This is a genomic window from Silvania confinis (assembly GCF_025564085.1).
GTDB lineage: Bacteria > Pseudomonadota > Gammaproteobacteria > Enterobacterales > Enterobacteriaceae > Enterobacter > Enterobacter confinis.
In genome coordinates this window covers 1-19,907 of the sequence record NZ_JAMGZJ010000057.1, presented here as the reverse complement: position 1 = coordinate 19,907, position 19,907 = coordinate 1, and the positions used below count along the sequence as shown (strand labels likewise).

The following is a 19,907-nucleotide window of genomic DNA, read 5'->3' as shown; positions in this document are numbered from 1 at the left end:
ATTAAACTTCGTAATGAATTACGTATGTTCACTCAGAGACTTTGGTATTCATTTAGCGTCTTGCGACGTTTAGAATCCATGTCACTTTGAGTGCCCACACAGATTGTCTGATAAATTGTTAAAGAGCGTTGAGTTACCGCTTTCGCTTGTAACTCGAGGTTGACAGCTACTGTCTCAACCTCTTATCGTCTCGGTCACCGTGTGAAGTTGTTCACATGTTCCGTGTCGATGGAGGCGCATTATAGGGAGTTCTCCGCAGGCCGCAATAGTTAAATTGCAGAAAAATGACTGACTGCTGCATTCCACAGCAAAACCCCGCCTTATACCCGATTACACACAGAGTTATCCACAGACTGCCGAAAATTTCTTATCTGAGATGCGGTAAAAGAGGGTTCTTCTGGGGATGAACGGACGCTTTCGCGAGAAATTGCGCTTCTCTATATAGCTATATATAGAAAGAAAGAACCCAGCCCCGGGCCGGGTCTCTGTTTTTGCCTGATACTGTCAGTGAATCATCACCGATGAGAGGCGATACCAGCCATCAGCCTGCTTACCTTCATTGGCGAGCTGAATACGCGGCAGCCCGTTGTTATCCAGTAACCCCACGTCCAGATGATACTGCCCTGCCGCCAGAGTGTTGGGTATCACCAGTTGATACCCGGAACGCTGGCTGCCCGGCAGCCACTGACGGATGTCATCTCCGGCGCTGCCCTGGGCAACGGTCTGCCCATGCGTGTCCTGCAGCCGCCAGGCCAGGGTGTAGCGCAGATAAATCGGCGCCACTCCATCGTTTGACCAGCGGCTGTTCAGCGCGAGGCTTTGCCCGGCCCGAACGCTCGCCGGATGGGTGAGCGAAACCACCCGCAAGCGGTACCCCATTTTGACCAGCGCCTTATCGACAATATCGCGGTACTGCTTCGGTACCTCGGTAGATTTCAGGTTAATGGTGCTGGCGTGCTGCGCCAGCGCCCAGTCAAAGGTGTCCTGCACTTCTTCACGGGTATAGCGCTGCACGCTGAGCCACTCCGCCATGTGCCCGCAGATTTCGAAACTGACCGGGGCTTTTTGCCAGGCCTGGTTGAACCCCGCCCAGCTGGACTGGGCAGCCTTAATGCGCTGCGGGTAATCATCGCGCATGTGGTTCCAGTCAGGTCCAAAGTTGCGCCAGTCTCCCCAACAGTCCGCCCGCCAGCCGGCACCTTTTTTGACGGCATACACCAGCGAGTCTTCGCCGCTGATGAGCATGATTTTTGGCGTCTGCGGGAAAGCGGTGAAATGCATGTCGACGTAGCGGTTAAGCTGCTCGGCAGTGTAACGCTCATGCAGCGGCTCGAGGTTCGGGAAATTGCTGTTATGCCACTCTCCCCAGGCACCGACGATGCCAATATCGAGTGTCGCCAGTTCCGGGTTCTTGCCGTAACGCGCCCCGAACGTATTAAGGAGGCGCTGCACATAACGTATAAAGGTAGGATCGTTCAGGTCGGGGGCAAAGGTTTTATTATCTGTCGTCCAGTCTCCTTTTATCCCTTTATCGATCAGCCACTGGGGAATTTTCGATCCTGACTCCGGCCCATCGAGGATCATAAAACGCAAACCGACATTCATTGCCGGTTGATGGCGGGCTGCCGCGGCAAAGGCCTCATCCACCAGCGCAAAATTAAACTGCCCTTCTTTAGGCTCCAGCTCGCTCCAGTAATAGCGGCGGTACTCAATGCCGGTATCGGGATATTGCGCCTGACTGAGGCTGTCACCAAAGCCGCCATGAAAACTGGCCACTCCATTACCCGGATTGGCCAGCGGTCTCGCAACGGCTACCGGATTAACGGTTAGCAAAGGCTCGGCCTGCACAAACATCGAAGACAAAGACAGCGCCAGCAACAGCACACTTCTTTTTTTGCAAGGCAGATCGTGTAAGCGCATTGACCCGATTCCTGTAGACAGTGCTTCAGCAAGCTTTATATAGCTGCCAGAAAATGTGTGACTCACCCAAAACTATTATTTCTTTCTGCAAAGCGCGGATTTAAGGTTGTAGATACAGAAATAGCAGCGTTCCGCGCTGTATTCATTCGCTATGGTAAATTTGATCGTATACTGGGTAGAGCGGCAATCATCACTTCAGCTGAGTTTAATGCTGACATTCTCTCTTTGCAAAGCCATGTAAACACCTGGAAATAGTGACTGTTTCGATTTCTTCTGATGCCATCTTACCGTATAGGTCCTTTATCATCTCTGGCTTTTTTAATTTTACTCATGAGTAAAATGATAAAATGTTTAATAAAAACAACAAGCTTATTAAGAAGCTGTTCTTCCATGAGTCATGGGACATCATGGTCATTAATAGCAAGGGGCAACATGTTTTTCCGCAAAACACGTTGGAAATCCTCAGCAATGCTAAAGCCCAGCAGCTTGATAAAAAATATATCTTCCAGGCCGACCCCTTTATTATCGACAAAGGCGAGAACCTGTACGTTTTTTATGAGGCGTTCTCTTTTCTAAATTCGAAAGGTGTACTACGCTGTCGTATTCTCAATAAAGATCTCGTTGAAATTGATGATGTTAAACTTGATGGCTTTGATGAATTAAAGTGTCATCTTTCCTTCCCGTTCCTGTTTCACCTTGAGGGTCAGCTTTTTATGATCCCGGAGTCGTCGGAAAGAAAAGAAATTATCTTATTCAAGTGCGTTGATTTCCCCGCCCGCTGGGAAAAAGTCAAAGTGCTGGTTGCGGATTTAGCGGTCACCGATAACGTCATCTTTGAGCTGAATAGCCTGAATTATCTGGTCTCGACCAGCATGAACGATGAAATGGTCATTCACACTGCCGACAGCATTTTCGGCGACTGGAAGCTCATCTCCCCGACGCTGGAGGTCTGTAATGAACACCTGCGTGGCGCGGGCACACCCTATACGGTTGACGGTAAGACGTACATATTTACCCAAGAGTGCAATCCTGAGGTGTATGGTAAATCCATATTTATTAAAGAACTCACTCGTCTGACGCCCGATAAATACGAAGAAAAACTGGTGGGACGAATAAGCGCCTCCATAAATAACAGTGACGGAATTCACACTCTGAATTTCACCGACAACTATATTGTCTATGATACCAAACGACTGACCTTCAGCGTGCTCTCTACGTTGAAAAAGCTATCTTATAAAATCATGGTTAATCATCGAAAGCGTCTATTTAACTGAATGACGGAGAGAGATTATGGCGATTCTGGTAACGGGTGGCGCAGGATATATCGGTTCGCATACGGTGCTGGCATTACTCGAAAGGGATGAAGATGTGGTGATCATCGATAATCTCTCTAACGCCTCGCAAGAATCATTAACCCGGGTAACGGAATTAGCCGGTAAAGCGCCCGCGGTCTACATCGCAGACATTCTGGATCGCGAGGCCTTGAAAAGCATTTTCGCCCGGCACACCATCACCGACGTTATTCACTTTGCCGGACTTAAATCCGTTTCGGAGTCCATTAAAAACCCGCTGGCCTATTACGAAAATAATGTTGTCGGCACCATGGTTCTGTTAAATGAAATGGCACTGGCGGGGGTAAACAGCCTTATATTCAGCTCGTCCGCCACGGTATATGGTCATCCCGATAAAGTACCCCTGAGCGAACAGTCGAGAACCGGCGGCACCACTAACCCTTACGGCACCTCTAAGCTGATGGTCGAGCAGATTTTAGCGGACTTTTCTGTCGCCCATCCGGACTTCACCATTACCTGCCTGCGCTATTTCAATCCGGTCGGCGCACACCCCTCCGGGCGCCTGGGCGAGGACCCGAATGGCATTCCCAATAATCTGGTGCCCTACATTTCGCAGGTGGCGATCGGCAAGCTGGAGTGCCTGACGGTGTTCGGCAATGATTACCCCACACCGGACGGAACCGGCATCCGGGACTATATCCATGTAATGGATCTCGCCAGCGGCCACCTCGCCGCACTGGATCACAAAGCCGAAGGCGGTGCCTTTAAGGCCATTAACCTCGGCACCGGGGTGGGTTATTCGGTGATTGACCTGATCAAGGCCTTCGAAAAAGCCGCGCAGACCACCATCAACTACCGGATTGTCGGCAGACGCTCCGGTGACGTGGCCGAATGCTGGTCAGATTCATCGCTGGCACGCCAGCAGCTGGGCTGGCAGGCGATTCGCAATCTGGATGAGATGATGCGCGACGCCTGGAACTGGCAGAAAAATAACCCAACCGGCTATCGCGCCTGAGCCTGCCCCCCCGGTGGCGGCAGGTTTAACGATCCCGAAGATTGAGCCACCAGTCCCAGATCCCGACGTGGAAATGCTGAAACACGTCGATCCCAAGGGCGGATTTGATCATGTACAGCGTCAGCAGGATACAAAACAGGAAGAACAGCGTGGCGAAAAGGATCAGAAAGGTCACCACGATACGCGAAAGTTTTGACTCCGGACGTATGCGCTTACGCAGATCCCGCCCCAGTAAAAACACCATATAGTAGCGTTTGCCGAAGAAGGGAAAACCGCGACGAATATCGACCCTGTGCCGTGAAGCGAGCGTCACCGAGATAATCGCCTCCTCGATCGCCTGCTTGTGCTGCGGGGCCAATTCTGCAATCACGTTCTCATCAAGCGCTTCATAAAAGCGGTCGATCACAATGGGGGTTCTGGACTGACTGGACAATTTTAACCTGTTGTTTTATATAAGCGATGATAGACAGACACGGTTTTCCTGGCGATTTCACTCCAGTCGTAACGCTGCAGATAATCATGGTAATCAATCCGGGGCGTGTTCTGCCATCTTGTCATTTTCTCTGCTATATCAGCAACGTCACCCACTCTGAAATGTGCCTCAGCCGGTAAGCCTACCTCAAGATTAGGCAAAATATCGCTCACCACCACCGGCAGCGAAAACGACATCGCTTCCAGCAGCGCAATCGGCAGCCCCTCGTGGTAGGAGGGCATCACAAACAGAGACGCCTGGGAGAAGACAACCTGCAGCGCTTCGCCCTTTAAAAAACCCGTCAGCACCACGTTCGGCGTTTGTAACGCATCCTGCTTCAGCCGCGTGCTGTATTCCGTAGGATGGTCCGCATCCCCCACCAGCACCAGCGGCACGGTCAGGCCCGACTGCTGGTAAGCGGCAAGTACGTCATGCATCCCTTTCTCTTCCACGAAGCGCCCCACCATCACGATGTAGTTCCCCGGCTGCAAACCGTAGCGACCGAGGATCTTGTCGATCAACGCGTCGTCCAGAGGCTGCGGCGCCGGGACACCGTTATAAATCAGATGCGCATCGCGGCGGTCATACTTCTGCTGAATAATCTGGTTGATGACCTCAGAGATGACGATCACTTCATGGGCATACTTCACCGCCACTTTCTCACCCAGCATCAGGATCTGTTTTGCCGCCCAGCCCCACTTCTGGCGCTCGTAGTCCGGCCCATGATGGGTAAAGACCACCCGCTTGCCGAGAAGACGTAACAGCGGCACCACCAGACCCGGTCCGATGGCGTGAACATGCACAATATCGGATCGGTCGACCCATGTCCTGAACGCCGCGACAACGGAGTGCACAATGGCTTCAAGACTGCGTTTTTTTGGTGCCCACAGCGCCAGGGTATCGACGTTTTTGTAGCGCGAGCGCCGGTAGCTGACGTAAGGCGAGCGGGCAATGACGCAAATATCCACCTCAAACTGCTGGCGGATTTCCGGGTACAGATTCTGACAGTGGGTTTCCACCCCGCCTAATACATCGGGGATCCCACGCGTGCCAAACACCGTGATTTTTTTGAACATGTCATGGCCCGTCGAGCAGTTCGGTATACAGCGCCTGCAGCGACTCCATGTGCTTGCGCAGCGAATATTTCTGGCATAGACGTTCGCGGGCTTTCAATCCCATCTCCCGGGCCTGAGCCGGGTTTTCCGCCATCGTGTCCAGCGCATCAGCCAGATCCTGAATGTTTCCGGGTTCAAACAACAACCCTTCAACGCCGTGTCGCACCTGCTCCGGGATCCCACCAATGCGGGCCCCCACCACCGGACGGGCAAAAGACATCGCCTCCAGCACCGACATCGAGCAGTTTTCATAGCATTCTGACGGCAGCACCACCGCTCTGGCGTTCTGGATCAGCGCATTCAGCGCCGGGCCCTGCTGCACATAGCCGAGGAACTCAGCGTTTGGGTATTTCACCACCATGTCATCATGGAGCGGCCCGTGGCCGACAATTTTCAGCGGCACGTTATTACGCATCTTCTCGTGCGCCCGGGTCAGCGTCGGCACCCCTTTTTCACGGCTCAGGCGGCCCACGTACAGCAGATACCCCTCATCGACGGTGGTATCCGGTATCTGGCTGTCATCCATGCCGTTAACAATCACGTCGATGCGGGAATCCGGCAGGGTTCGCTGCAGCTGGCCACGCAGAAACTCGCTCGGGGAGACGATCACGTCCAGCGCCTGGTAGTTTTGCGCGATGTATTGCCAGCTGGCCTCCAGCGACAGCAGCAGGCTCTTCGAGGTCGATCCCTCCTGGCAGCGGTAGCGAAAGGCATTAAACACCGTGCCGGTGACACAGGCATCGCACACCTTGCCGTCGCGCAGCATCGAGTACGACGGGCACATAATTTTATAGTCGTGGGCGGTCAGTACGGTCTTACAGCCAAAATCACGGGCGACCTTAATCAGGGCCGGCGTCAGCTGATGATAGATATTGTGAAAATGGACAATATCCGGGCGCGTTTTTTCCAGCAGCGCCAGCATCTTTTTGCAGGCTTCACGATTGTGAATAAAACTGACCGCGGTTTTCACCCCTGCCAGCAAACCGCCTTCGTGGTGGTAATCGACGTTGCTGACGAAATAGTCGGCATAGTCGGACGGAAAGTTATTCGCGTGCTGCATGGAGAAATCGATCACCTCCACGCCAGCCTCTTTCAGCATATTACGTTCCTGAAAGTAGACCGTTTCCGCGCCGCCCTTAATAAAGAAGAACTTATTCACCAGCAAAACTTTCATTGGTCCCCCTGGTCATGAACAATTTTATTGCTGGGGGGAACCATCGGATCGCGAAGCGGGTGGAACAGCCCCTTGATCAGTCCGGCAGACAGCACGGCGAGGTTCATCACGCTATTAAGGCCATTTTTGAACGAGCGGTTCTGAATAGTTTTAAGCAGGATAAAGGCCAGCAGCGGTAGCAGAGCGATATCGATCAGGCTGACGTCGAGGGTCAAAAACGCAACCAGCACGAACAGAATATAGCCTGCAAAAATCACCTCGTTTTTGACCATGCTGAGCGCATCGCGGAAATAAGGCTTACCCCATGCGCTGCGCAGCAGCTCGCCCGGAGCCTGATGAAACCCGCTTTTCCAGCGAAACCACAGCATCTTCAGCGTCGGCAGGGAGTGCGAGGTATGGCGGAAATAGGGCACATCCAGACGCCGCAGCTTATAACCGGCGGTCAGCAGGCGCATGCCTAATTCCGCCTCTTCATACGCGTGCAGGCTACGGTTGGTCAGGTAGCCAACATCCGCAATCGCCGACCGGCGATACAATCCGCCGCCGCCTAAATGGTCGTTATCACCCAGCGGGTAGATCTTATTGATGCGCTGCTTGCGCGAGGTGAATTCATAGTTGGACGCCTCGTCCATCTCCACCGTACCGGCTACGCCCGCATACGTCGGGTTATCCTGCAAGAATGCCACCGCATGGTCGATAAAGCCCGGCTCCAGCTCCATATCACCGTCCATCAGCAGGATGTATTCGCCCTCGCTGTAGAGATAGCCCAGCTGATGCCCCACGCCGCAGGAGCGATCGCCCGGTTCGGTTAACGACACCACCATCACGCCTTTATTGCTGGCGAGCTGCTGGGTGTTATCCGTGGACAGACTATCCGCCACAATAATTTTATGCGGATAATCGGCTAACTGGCTGCGAATGCTATCAATGGTTTTCTCGATACATTCAGCTTCGTTTAACGTTTTAATACTGACGGAGATAAAAGGTTTCTGCATCTAATACTGCCCCGCATAGCGACGTACGGTTCGACGAATAACCAGGCTGGAACCTAACGCCAGATAGAACAAAAATTGCAACATAGGGGTGATCATCAATATCTGGCTGTAGGGCAGACTCAATAAACAGGCGATGGAAAAGACGTTAAAGGCTGGAGCAAAGCTCAGCAGATGAAGATCCTCTTTGTCGAGCTGCTCAAGCGACAGCAGCGGCTCAGGCTGGATCACTTTCAGAATGTAGACGAACAGACCGATAAACATCAGCGTGCCGATGACTCCCACTTCCCAGAGCAGCATGCTCAACGAGGTGGAATCGAGGATCAAATTGTAGACCCGGTTGAGGAAGCCGGGGGACAAGGCGCTGCCGCTGTTGGTGGCATTCAGACCGTAGCCGAACAGGGTGCCCGGCAGCCCGGATAAATCGCTGTTTTTAAACCAGAACAACAGCGTGGTAATACGACCCACTTCCCCGCTGGGCATGATGTAATTCGGATCGAAAATGTAGTCCATTGAGTTCAGGAAGATGGTGAAGGCGCTCAGCGTCGGATCGCTGCCAAACGCCGACGCATAGCCGTACGCCAGGATAACAATCGCCAGCCCGATCAGCAGCGCCATTCCGGCAAAAATGGACAACAGCACTTTGAGGTTCACTTTGCTCGCTTCCTTGACGTAAGACGGCATCAGCCATACCCACGCCAGCATCAGCGGCGACAGCAGGATCACAAATTTGACCTCGCCGACGATGCACATCACAAACCCCAGCACGATATGCAGCGCCATGGATTTGAAGCTCGTCAGGCCATGCTTAAATTCCGAGACTTTCAGCAGCATGATCAGCAGACAAAACAGGCCCATCGCGGCGGTATTCCCGCCACCCATCGGGTCGCCGCCGAAGGTCCCCACCACCGAGTCCCATTTTTCCTCTTCACCGCGAAGCGCCACGCGCTGCGGCAGAACAAATATCAGCTGGTAAAGCGCCACCGGGAACTGGGCATAAAACACCCAGTACAGCCCACGCGTCAGCCGATAGATCTGCGATTCGCGGCAGAAGCCCAGCAGCAGGCTGACCATCACCAGCGACAGCGCAATCTCGTTTTTAAAACCAATCAACGCAATCAGGGCGCCGCCCTGGAACAGGGTCGAGATGCCCACCAGCGTGATAAAAGAAATATACAGCGCCAGAATAATGGTCTCCTGGGCATCCAGCTGCAGGGGTTCATCCCGGGTCTGGAGCACCAGCAGGCCACTCATCAGCAGCGTCATGAAAAAGGGCAACCACAGCACCGCCTGTGCGCCGGTGAAATACTGCACCAGCCCGCAGACAATCAGGGTTAACAGGGCGAAGGTCTGTAAGTAATGTCCGGTATTGAGATTCATGATGTCACCGACCCGTTTTTCAGCATATCGGCGCGCTTATTCACTTTCAGGTAGATAAACGCGTAGCGAATAAACGTCAGAATCGAAAACAGAATAATGGAGGTGGCGTAGTCATTGTAAAAATAGGGCACCACCACAAAGGCCATCAACACAATCGCCAGTTGCTCGAGCTGGATGCGCAGAAAATAGCGGTGCGAACCAAAAATAAGCTCAATCACCGTCAGCGGACAGACCGCCAGCGCCGGGAACAGATACGGCAGCATATAGCGCGAGGTGGGGACGGAGTTAATCCAGTCTTCGCTGAACCCCAGGTTCATCACAATCGGATAAAAAATAAAGACCCCGAGCGTGCAGATAATCCCCAGCGCTAACAGCAGCATACGCACCTTCGTATACTCCTGGTAATTGAACACATTGTTTCTGAAATCAATCGACCATTTCGAGAAAATGGTATTGCGCACCGCGTTGCCGACAATCACAACCGGGGCAAGGCAGAAGCGGCTGACCACCGAAAAATAGCCCGCCGTCAGGGCCGAGAACCAGAAGTTGATCAACATGATCGGCAGATTGCTGTTGGCCATCGCCAGCACTTCGGCGCTGCCGACTTTGCTGAGGTGATGGATATGCTTTTTAAAAAACGCCAGATTGCTGGAAGGGCGCAGGTGATGCGGCGTAATGGCGCGAACATCAAATGCCCACACAATGCAGGCCGCGGTCAGCGCCATCATCGACACCGCCCACGCCCAGTAAAAGGCCATCACCTGATGGGTGAGGAGCACCGAAAGCACCACCACCAGCGAAACGGAAATACGCTGAACCACCAGAAAGCGGAAGTTAGCCGTGCGCAGCGACAGATTTTCGGCCACCAGCACCCAGGTATTCGACAACGTCAGCAAGTACAAGAAGAACACATTCTGATCGAACAGCCAGGCCGTCAGCGCGGCGTAAGGTACCGCGATCAGCAGGCTCTGCAGGAGACAAAACACCACGTTCTGGGTGAGTTCATCATCGTGCTGCCGGGGGATCAGCAGCTGCGAGGCAAAGGTACAGACCTGCGCACCAATCAAGGCAATGCTGTAGTTGAGCGCATACAGCCCCACTTCACCCAAATCGTACTTGTGCGAAATCAGCCAGATCGACAGGGCGCCGATCAGCTGAGAAACCACTGACGATCCGGCTATCGTGGATGCGCTCTTCAGTAAACTCATGCCCGGCCTGTGCTGTTCATCAGTTCATGGGTATGGTGATTGAGTGAACGCAATCCCTCTTTGGTCTCGAGATTTTTATCAGCCACCTGATTCATCACGCCGCCAATCACGACCCCGCGATCGAGCGTGACTTTATCAATGGCGGCACCAATGGCATCGGAAGACGAAAGCCCCGCTTTAAGAACGAAGATCAGGCCATCCGTCACCGGGCTAATTAGCTGCACGTCCTGGCTCTGATTCACCGCCGCCGCGTCAATGATGATGCGCTGGTAGCGGGTGCGAAGGGTCGCCAGCAGCGGCTTGAGACGTTCCGGTGACAGCAGCAGCAGAGACGAGACCGTGGTGGTGCCGCGCGGCAGGAAGTCGAGCCTGTCGTTGATTTTCACCAGCACGTTGTCCACCGCGCTCTCGCCGCGCAGCACCTCCGCCACACCCGGTGCCTTCGGTGATCCCAGCTCGCCCGACAGACCCTCGCTGTTAAAGAAATCCATATCGATAATCAGCGTCTTCTGGTCAAAGCTAAGCGAGTTTGCCAGCAAGTTCGCCAGCAGCGAACGCCCTTCCCCGCCCTCTGTCGAGGTAATTGCAATTACCTTCAGCGGCAGCTGATGCAGGATGATATGGGTGCGGATGCTGTGAATGATGTCAGCGTTAAGCGGATCGTTGGTAATCAGGTTGCGAATGTTGCTGCGCCCGCCTGCACCGGTAAAGCGGCGGATCTCCCCCAGCGGCGCCAGGCCAAGGCGTTTTTGCATCTGGCTGAGGGTATTCACCGAGCGGTCCATCGCCGCTTTAACCACGATGTACAGGATGTAGAAGACCATCACCAGCAGGACAACCATCAGCATCAGCAATGGTTTATTCGGTTTAGCAGGCCGTTCAGCCGGTACGGCGGGATCGTAGATCACCGCATCGGCATCGGTATACGACCCCGGCAGCGTCAGCTCCTGGGTACGCTGATAGACCACCTTATACATCTCTTCGGTCTTATCCAGGGTCAGCTTCAGGTCGTTATAACCGTCACGCTTCATCGACAGCTTCTGGAAGTTGGCTTTCTGCTGATCCAGCTGCTGCTGGTAATTTTTCTCGTCTGCCAGCGCCGCCTCGTAGCTCTGACGTAATCCGATTTGCTGCTCTCTTAACGCCATGCCGGTTTGATCCTGGATGGCCCGAATACGCTCCTGCGCCTGGAGGATTTTTTCATGCTGCGGTCCGTAAGATTTACGCAGCTCATACAGCGCGCTGTTGGCCTGAATCAGCGCGATGCGTAAATCCTGGATCTGGGCATGGTTCGACACTGACGGCAGCGAAATCACGCTTCCCGACGAGCGTCCTGCGCGCACTTCGTTATACAGCGATTCGGCCGCCACCCGACGCTGGGTCGCATCCGCTAAACGGTTGGTGACAATCCCCATCTGTTCAGTTTCAAACCCGTCAACGCCACGGAAAGTCAGCAGCCCCTCTTTTGTCAGGTAGGCATCGAGCGCGGCCTTTTGCTTAACGATTTGCTGCTGAAGTTCCTGCAGCTTCTGCTGGTTATCATCCCGCGCCTTCCCTGTTTTCTGCTGCTTGAGGGCGAGGGTGTAATTGATAAACGCCTGCGCCACGCCGTTGGCCACATCTGCCGACAGCTGAGGTGAGGTGGATTCATACGAGACCGTCGCCAGATGGGTGGTGCGCACGCTGTTGATGGTCAGGTCTCTCTGCAGCGTTTTCAGCGCCCGATCGACTCGCTGCTGCTCGCTGTCACTGCCCGACGCGCTCTCGGTTTTGGTGCCGATAAACGCCGGGTTTTGATCCAGCTTGAGGGTGCGAACGGCCTGCTCCAGCACCACGCGCGACTGCATCAGCGCATTTTGCGTTTCGTAATAGCCGTTACGGGTCGAGTCATAGCCCTCTACCTGCGGGAACGGCGTCACGTTATCGGGCTGGGCTTTGATCAATACCGTTGCCGTCGAAACATACTTCGATGACATAAAGCTCATTAACGCCCATGCGATTGCCCCGGCAATAATGCCCACCAGCACAATTTTCCACAGGCTCTGTCTAATTTCACCGGCAAATTTGGAGACCGCAATCGCGCTTTCCCGCTGTTTGCCACTTTCCACCATCGATAGTTTCATCATCAGAAGAACCCCATGCCAATAATAAGGATATCACCGGGATGAACAGAGTGAGTGACGTCAACATTCTTGAGAAGCTCGCCGGTGCTGGCCTTGCGCAGGCTGAGATCTTTACGGTCTGCGCGATCGGTAAAGCCGCCGCCCAGGGCAATCGCTTTCTCCACAGTCATACCGGGTTCATAGGCATAACCATTCGGATTCTCGATTTCGCCTGAGACATAGAATTTACGGAATTCAGCAATATTGACGGTCACCATTGGCTGGAGCAGATAACCTTTGCGCAGGCGCTGGGTAATCTCCGCGTCAACCTGGCTGGCCGTTTTGCCCTTTAATACCAGATTGCCAATATAGGGATAATTAATTGCCCCGCTATTATCAAGGACCACCCGCATGGTTAAGTCAGGTTGATTAGCCACATTAATATTGACGGTATCACCGGCACCGAGTAAATACTGCTCGGCATTCACCGTCGTATCATCCTTTAATGGCGGTGGAGAAGAAGAACAGCCCGCCAACAGGACGCTGAGTAGCACAAGGACGCACAGGTTCATTATTTTCATTTTTAAATCTGTACCTTAGCTGTAAGCATAATTAAAGACTCGTCATAGCCCAACGTTCTCAGCACGACCTGATCGTCATTAGGCCCGATGGTGAATGAATCTGTCTCTTTATTAGACTTAAGCGTATCTAGATGATATTCAACACCAAAATTAACTGATGGCGTCAGATCGTAACTCACCGCTACGGTGAATAACCCGTTCTTGTCATGACGATCCTTGTTCTGGTCTTTATAGTCTTCTGTGGTATAGGTGTAATCAACCAAAGTCGAAAGTCGGTCGTTCATCCATAAATGTTTGTATGAAAGACCGTACTGGGTCACTAAAATATATCCGCCCGCCTCGGAAGGATCAGAAATACTCTGCGAGCTGCGCAGGGTAAATGTTGACTGTTTAAGTGGCTTCCATTCGCCCTGAATGTCCCAGTTCAGTCCATTGAAATCTTTCGAGCCAGGGTTATTCTCAAACGTTTTATACAGCCACGACAGGTTCGCATCGACGTTTGTTTTCCCGGTCAGCTGTGTCTTTACGCCATAACGCAAATAATATTCATTACTGTCTTTTTTCGGGTCATTATCGTAACGGCGCTGGTTGGTAATAAAACTATAGCGAAAACGTGTCTGAGATGTGTACTGATCGAAAATTTCTGCGACCAGGGTATTTTCATCCCACTCCTCTTCACGAATGTATTGATAAAAATCGGCATTCGCATTTTGCGCATCCTGAGTATTGCCGTAGGTCAGCTTTTTATGGCCCAGCGCAATTTCGCCCTTGCCCCGCCCTTTTGGCGCGCCGTAGCTGTAACGCAGTTCGCTGTCGAAGAAATGGGTGGTCAGCGGCGAACCTATGCCGTACTGACGAAACTGTTCCGGCAGAAAACCCTCCGTCACGCCGCGTCCCCGCTGCTCGTGGCCAAGGGAATCCTGCAGATTCAGGCTCAGACCGTGCATCAAACCATAGCGCCATGCGCCGTTAAAGCGGAAGAAGTGATCGTCGTAGTTATCCGCAGAATCGCTGGAATACTGCCGGTAGTCACCGGAGTACATCAGCAAATACTGATCCTGATAGCGCTCGCCGGTCAGGGTGATCACCGGGCGCAGGGCGTAGAATGACGAGCTTTTGGCATCGCCAGCGCGGGGCTGAAAGGTCACGTTATCGTTGTGACCGTAGTCCACAGCAACGTTGCTCTGGAAGTCGATGCCCGCAAAGCCAATATGAGATTTAGGTGTTAATTCTGCCCAGGCAACCGGAGACACCATTATTCCGGCGATGACCATTAATTTAATATGCATTCTTGCCGACAAATCCCTTAAAAATGGTTTTAATGATAATTTTTATATCTAACCAAAAGGACCAATTTTGAATATATTCAATATCGTACTGAACCCGCTTTTCCATTTTATACAGCGCGTCAATTTCCCCGCGATAGCCTTTAATTTGTGCTAACCCGGTAATGCCAGGCTTCACTTTATGGCGAATCATGTAGTTTTCGACTTGCTTACGGTAAAGTTCATTGTGCGCCACAGCATGTGGCCGCGGACCGACGATCGACATATTCCCCTGCAACACGTTGATGAACTGGGGCAGTTCATCCAGCGAGGTCCGACGTAAGAATGCGCCAAAGCGCGTAACCCGAGGATCATCCCGCGTCGCCTGCACCACCGTGTCGGTATTTTCCATCACTTTCATTGTGCGGAACTTCCAGACTTTTATTTTTTGCCCGCTCAGGCCATAGCGATCCTGCTTAAAGAATACCGGCCCACGTGACGTGAGCTTTATACCAATGGCGATCGCCAGCATTAACGACACAATCATTACCATAATCGCGCTGCCCAGAACCAGATCTTCCGCGCGTTTAATAAACGAGCCTCCACCATCCAGCGGAGAAGCAAAGATGCCAATGGTCTGCAAATTATGGATTGAGCGTAATTGCGACATATTGGTGCTGTAGGCGTAGAAGTCCGGCACGATATAGGTATTCACCGTGGTATCCGACATCATCGACAGAAAATGGCGGATGCGCTCCAGCGCCACCATCGGCAGGGCAATATAAATCTCGTCAATTCTGCCCGCCTGCGCCTCTTCGACGAGGTTAATCACCGATCCCTTATAGGGGCTGGTGATTTTTTTCGCCAGCTCACCCAGCCGCGAAGGGTCGCGTTCGTCATAGAAGGCCAGCTCCAGCTGAATGTCGGAATACTCTTTGCGCAGCGCCATTTCCGCCGCCAGGCCATTGTCGGTAATACCAATAATGGCGACCCGGATCCTTTTTTTGGCGGAGAGCTTAAAGATGACCAGACGCACGGCATACAGAAAAACAACCGGCGCGGCATACCAGAACGGCGAGGCGGGAATAGTGCGGATATCCAGTGCGCTCAGGTAGCCACGAGAATGCAATTCGGCCACCAGAATACGCACCAGGCCGATAAACAGGATGGCTAAGAAAGCAGTGAAAAACAGACGACGCTGGCTGCGTATCTTGTTGTTTTTAGGTCGATACTGATAACACTGTGTATATTCACCAAACAGTAAAAAAGCAGTTGAATACAATAAGCTGATCAAAATAACAGTGTCGAAGGACTCTAATTTCCAGATCCACGCACTGCCGATCAAAATGAAATTAATTGAGAAAAAATCAATTAATTTAATCACCAGCGGATATCGTCCATGAGTAATCTTTTGCGAATTTCTCAGCATACCCAGACTCACTTATTATTTTTTAAGTTCAGCCTTACTTATCCTGTGCCATCAAAAAACACGCGAATGTCACTCTCACTGTGCGAATTGCACTTAAGTGTTTTAAAAATGAATAATAACGGCCCGTGAGTATTCACAAGCATTTGTTCCGACGATGATGTCGCTGAAAAACAGGAATTAACTTATATACAGCGTATGCACGTTCTTATGAAAGCGCCAATAAACTTTTGCGGGTGAGTGAGTTGCAGGTGGGATCGACAAAACAAAAAAAAGCCTGACCGGAGTCAGGCTTGAGGTTTACTCGTTAATTCGGGGATGCTGATCGACAAGTCGCGTGCGTTTTACCTGCAGCGCGGAAATTTCCGCATCGATATCTTCTATCTTCTGCTCGATATTGTCGTGATGCTCACGCAGGATCTCTTTCGCTTCCTGCAGGTCAGATGCCGCCGGGGTCGCCCCTTTCAGTGGCAGGTTGGCCGTCTCTTTCATCGTAATGCCGGTCACCAGGCCGATAGCCGCAACCACCATCAGGTAGTAAGCCGGCATCATCAGGTTGCCGGTACTTTCTACCAGCGAGGCCGCCAGAGTCGGGGTCAGGCCAGCAATCAGCACCGAAATATTAAACGCCGCCGCCAGCGCACTGTAGCGAATGTGCGTCGGGAACATTGCCGGTAGCGTAGAGGCCATTACCCCGATAAAGCAGTTCAGGATCACCGCCAGCATCAGCAGACCGGCAAAAATCAGGCTGAGCATGTTGCTGTTAATCAGAATAAAGGCCGGGATAGCCAGCAGGAACAGCGCCACGCTGCCGAAGATAACAAACGGACGGCGGCCGAAGCGGTCGCTCAGCAGGCCCATTATCGGCTGCACAAACAGCATACCCACCATGATGGCGATAATAATCAGCACACCGTGGTCTTCAGAGTAATGCAGGTTATGCGACAGATAACTCGGCATGTAGGTCAACAGCATGTAATAGGTCACGTTGGTGGAGATAACCAGGCCGATACAGGTCAACAAGCTGCGCCAGTGTTTGGTGGCAATCTCTTTAAACGAAACTTTCGGGCCTTCCTGCAGACCTTCGCGGTCGCCCTGCTCCAGTTTATCCACGTGCTGCTGGAACGCCGGCGTCTCTTCTAATGCGTGACGCAAATAGAGGCCGATAATACCCAGCGGCAAGGCCATAAAGAACGGAATACGCCAGCCCCATTCAAGGAAGTTCTCCTCGCCCACCACGGTGGAAATCAGCACGACCACGCCTGCGCCCAGTACAAACCCGGCAATCGAACCAAAGTCGAGCCAGCTGCCCATAAAGCCACGCTTGCGATCCGGGGAATATTCGGCAACGAAAATCGATGCGCCGGTATACTCACCCCCGACCGAGAAGCCCTGCGCCATCTTACACAGCAGCAGCAGTATCGGTGCCCAGATGCCAATGCTGGCATACGACGGGATCAAGCCGATACAGAAGGTACTGACCGACATGATCACAATGGTCATCGCCAGAATTTTCTGACGGCCGTATTTGTCCCCCAGTCTCCCGAAGAACAAACCACCCAGCGGACGAATAAGGAAAGGAACAGAGAAGGTCCCTAACGCTGCAATCATCTGCAGGCTGGGATCGGCGCCGGGGAAGAAGACTTTACCTAGCGCATAGGCCACAAAGCCGTACACACCAAAATCGAACCACTCCATCGCATTACCGAGCGAGGCGGCGGTGATCGCTTTACGCAATTTACCGTCGTCGATAATTGTGACGTCGCGCAGGGTTATGGGTTTAACTTTTTTCCTTTTAAGCATTGCTATCCTCGTAGACTAAGCCCCGATCTCACCACAGCACGTAAAATGTGACCTGTGGAACCCGGGAAGCGCCTCATGCGCATTCTCCTTAATCAAGCGTAGCAGGTTTACTTACACTGACCTGTCTTGACAGTACAACCGAACCTGTTGACGCCTGTAGGGAGAGTTAGGGGTCTCTTTACCCTACCAGCGTTTAAATGTGTGATCAACTTCACACATATTTTACAGGGTTTTTCCCCACTAGCCTTGATCCTGACGATTTCGTTTCAGACTCGCCTCAAACCCTCACCCATAAATAAGCTTTCAACGGTTATTATTTGTCGTGAAATCAAAATATCTTCATATTTTTTTACATCGATTTTACAGGCTTTTTAATAATCAAGGAGCTCAAACCGGGTTTCCTCAAAATATGTGATCCACATAACTAAAACACTGTTTTATTTTCATTGAATCATTATTCCAACGATCGCATCATAACCGCGTTTCGCAGGGTATGGCTGCTTTCAAGCGAAGGTAAGCAACACCAGATGCGTTATGTTTCCAGCAAAAATCACGGGTTTCCAGACAAGAACCAGTCACAACTCGTTGAATTTATTTTGATTATTTTAAAGCTCCTTCGCCAGGTCAGGCGTGGTGAGTTCTGAGGGTAGATGATGAAGATTAAAGCCGCGATTGAACGCATTCCGGGTGGGATGATGTTAGTTCCGCTGGTACTGGGAGCGATCTTAAATACCTTAGCACCTGATACTGGGGCCTATTTTGGTGGTTTCACCAAAGGGATGATTACCGGTACGGTACCTATTCTGGCGGTGTGGTTCTTCTGTATTGGTGCCTCTATTAATTTACGTGCAACCGGCACCGTGTTACGTAAGTCCGGCACCCTGGTGATTACCAAAATTGCCGTGGCATGGATTGTTGCCATGCTCTGCGCAACCTTCATTCCGGAAAATGGCATTCAGACCGGCTTCTTCGCAGGCCTGTCGGTTCTGGCGATTGTTTCAGCAATGGACATGACCAACGGTGGTCTGTACGCCAGCCTGATGAACCAGTACGGCACTAAAGAAGAGTCCGGTGCATTCGTACTGATGTCGCTGGAATCCGGCCCGCTGGTGACCATGCTGATCCTCGGTTCTGCTGGTCTGGCCGTGTTTGAGCCACACCACTTTATCGGTGCCGTCCTGCCGTTCCTGATTGGTTTTGCTCTGGGTAACCTGGACACCGACCTGCGTGATTTCTTCAGCAAAGCCACGCCAGTGCTGATCCCGTTCTTCGGCTTCGCGCTGGGTAACACCATTAACCTGAACGTAATCATGCAGACCGGCCTGCTGGGTATCGCGCTGGGTGTAGCGGTTATCGTTATCACCGGTATTCCGCTGATTATTGCCGACCGCGTTATTGGTGGCGGGAACGGTACTGCGGGGGTCGCCGCGTCGTCAGCCGCCGGTGCTGCGGTGGCGAACCCGATGATTATCGCCCAGATTAACCCGGCGTTCGAACCGGTTGCCGCGTCCGCCACGGCGCTGGTTGCTGCGAGCGTCATCGTCACAGCGATTCTGGTGCCTATCATCACCGCCCTGTACGCCAAGCGTTATGGCAACATTCCGGTTAAAGAAGCCGAGCCGGCACCTGCTGAGTCTCTGAACCACTAAGTTTGTCACCCTCTCCCCAACCGGGTAGAGGGTTTCTTGTTCTTAAAGCAAAACAAGAATGACAGGATATTAAGAGACGTACAGCGACTGACTGGTCCGGCTGAAAATCGCCGAAGCGTTTCCTGTAGGCCGGGGCGAGGCGCAGGGATGCGCCGAGAGGGCGTGACCTACAGGGATGTAGGATCACGCCCGACCCGAAGCCGGAAGGAATAAGCTGAGGGTACCGCGAAGCGGCGATTTTCTTGCCGGTAGCCCGGGTTGCCAGGGCGGCGGCGATTGAGCCGCCATGGCACGTTCACCGGTTCGGTCATTCCAGAGAAGCAATGAACCTGAAGTGAACGGAACCACCACCGCAGCCGTATGTTCCTCACCCCTGCCCTCTCCCTGTGTACAGACTGGGGACATAGTGAACGCTTGTTCGGGGACATGGTAGACACTTACAACTAAGGCATAAGAACCCGTATATGGAGTCGCTTATGCCGTGGGATGCGAGAGATACCATGTCATTACGTA

The 19,907-nt window shown here is 52.5% G+C and carries 15 protein-coding genes; 3 read left to right on the top strand and 12 right to left on the bottom strand.

The genetic code is table 11. The features are described 5' to 3' along the window. Nucleotides 1-504: 504 nt before the first annotated feature. A complete protein-coding gene (locus M8013_RS00425; RefSeq protein WP_418939514.1) occupies nt 505-1,920 on the bottom strand; it encodes a DUF4832 domain-containing protein in 1,416 nt (471 codons plus the stop codon). 347 nt (nt 1,921-2,267) lie between these two features. Here M8013_RS00425 and M8013_RS00420 point away from each other — a divergent pair, with 347 nt between their 5' ends. Both M8013_RS00420 and galE read left to right on the top strand, forming a co-directional pair. Beyond that, on the top strand, nt 2,268-3,194 hold the full coding sequence (locus tag M8013_RS00420; RefSeq protein ID WP_271265864.1) for a glucosamine inositolphosphorylceramide transferase family protein: 927 nt from the start codon (nt 2,268-2,270) through the stop codon (nt 3,192-3,194). Between the two features lie 16 nt (nt 3,195-3,210). Continuing rightward, on the top strand, nt 3,211-4,227 hold the full coding sequence (galE, locus tag M8013_RS00415; RefSeq protein ID WP_271265863.1) for a UDP-glucose 4-epimerase GalE: 1,017 nt from the start codon (nt 3,211-3,213) through the stop codon (nt 4,225-4,227). Between the two features lie 25 nt (nt 4,228-4,252). Here the strand turns inward: galE and M8013_RS00410 are convergent, their stop codons facing one another. The 11 genes from M8013_RS00410 to proP form a co-directional block, all read right to left on the bottom strand. Further along, complete coding sequence (locus tag M8013_RS00410) at nt 4,253-4,660, bottom strand: hypothetical protein (protein WP_271265862.1); 408 nt, start codon at nt 4,658-4,660, stop codon at nt 4,253-4,255. Nucleotides 4,661-4,662: 2 nt separating this feature from the next. Further along, nucleotides 4,663-5,775: a glycosyltransferase family 4 protein gene (locus M8013_RS00405; RefSeq protein ID WP_271265861.1), complete on the bottom strand. Its 1,113-nt coding sequence runs from the start codon at nt 5,773-5,775 to the stop codon at nt 4,663-4,665. 1 nt (nt 5,776) lies between these two features. Continuing rightward, nucleotides 5,777-6,988, bottom strand: coding sequence for a glycosyltransferase family 4 protein (locus M8013_RS00400; protein ID WP_271265860.1), 1,212 nt, complete (start codon nt 6,986-6,988; stop codon nt 5,777-5,779). Next, a complete protein-coding gene (locus tag M8013_RS00395; RefSeq protein ID WP_271265859.1) occupies nt 6,985-7,983 on the bottom strand; it encodes a glycosyltransferase family 2 protein in 999 nt (332 codons plus the stop codon). Before M8013_RS00395 ends, M8013_RS00400 begins: the two co-directional genes overlap by 4 nt. Further along, on the bottom strand, nt 7,984-9,360 hold the full coding sequence (locus M8013_RS00390; protein ID WP_271265858.1) for a capsular biosynthesis protein: 1,377 nt from the start codon (nt 9,358-9,360) through the stop codon (nt 7,984-7,986). Further along, nucleotides 9,357-10,568, bottom strand: a complete 1,212-nt coding sequence (locus tag M8013_RS00385) for a lipopolysaccharide biosynthesis protein (RefSeq protein WP_271265857.1) — start codon at nt 10,566-10,568, stop codon at nt 9,357-9,359. Before M8013_RS00385 ends, M8013_RS00390 begins: the two co-directional genes overlap by 4 nt. Then, a complete protein-coding gene (locus tag M8013_RS00380; RefSeq protein ID WP_271265866.1) occupies nt 10,565-12,691 on the bottom strand; it encodes a GumC family protein in 2,127 nt (708 codons plus the stop codon). Before M8013_RS00380 ends, M8013_RS00385 begins: the two co-directional genes overlap by 4 nt. Nucleotides 12,692-12,693: 2 nt before the next feature. Continuing rightward, nucleotides 12,694-13,251 (bottom strand): polysaccharide biosynthesis/export family protein, encoded by a 558-nt coding sequence (locus M8013_RS00375; protein ID WP_271265856.1) that lies wholly within the window; start codon nt 13,249-13,251, stop codon nt 12,694-12,696. Between the two features lie 2 nt (nt 13,252-13,253). Beyond that, nucleotides 13,254-14,540, bottom strand: a complete 1,287-nt coding sequence (locus tag M8013_RS00370; protein WP_271265855.1) for an outer membrane beta-barrel protein — start codon at nt 14,538-14,540, stop codon at nt 13,254-13,256. Then, complete coding sequence (locus tag M8013_RS00365; RefSeq protein WP_271265854.1) at nt 14,530-15,945, bottom strand: undecaprenyl-phosphate glucose phosphotransferase; 1,416 nt, start codon at nt 15,943-15,945, stop codon at nt 14,530-14,532. Before M8013_RS00365 ends, M8013_RS00370 begins: the two co-directional genes overlap by 11 nt. A gap of 297 nt (nt 15,946-16,242) precedes the next feature. Beyond that, a complete protein-coding gene (gene proP / locus M8013_RS00360) occupies nt 16,243-17,745 on the bottom strand; it encodes a glycine betaine/L-proline transporter ProP (protein WP_271265853.1) in 1,503 nt (500 codons plus the stop codon). A gap of 653 nt (nt 17,746-18,398) precedes the next feature. On the opposite strand from proP, the gene kdgT reads away from it, so the two are divergent. Beyond that, complete coding sequence (gene kdgT, locus M8013_RS00355) at nt 18,399-19,394, top strand: 2-keto-3-deoxygluconate transporter (RefSeq protein WP_271265865.1); 996 nt, start codon at nt 18,399-18,401, stop codon at nt 19,392-19,394. Nucleotides 19,395-19,907: the final 513 nt, after the last annotated feature.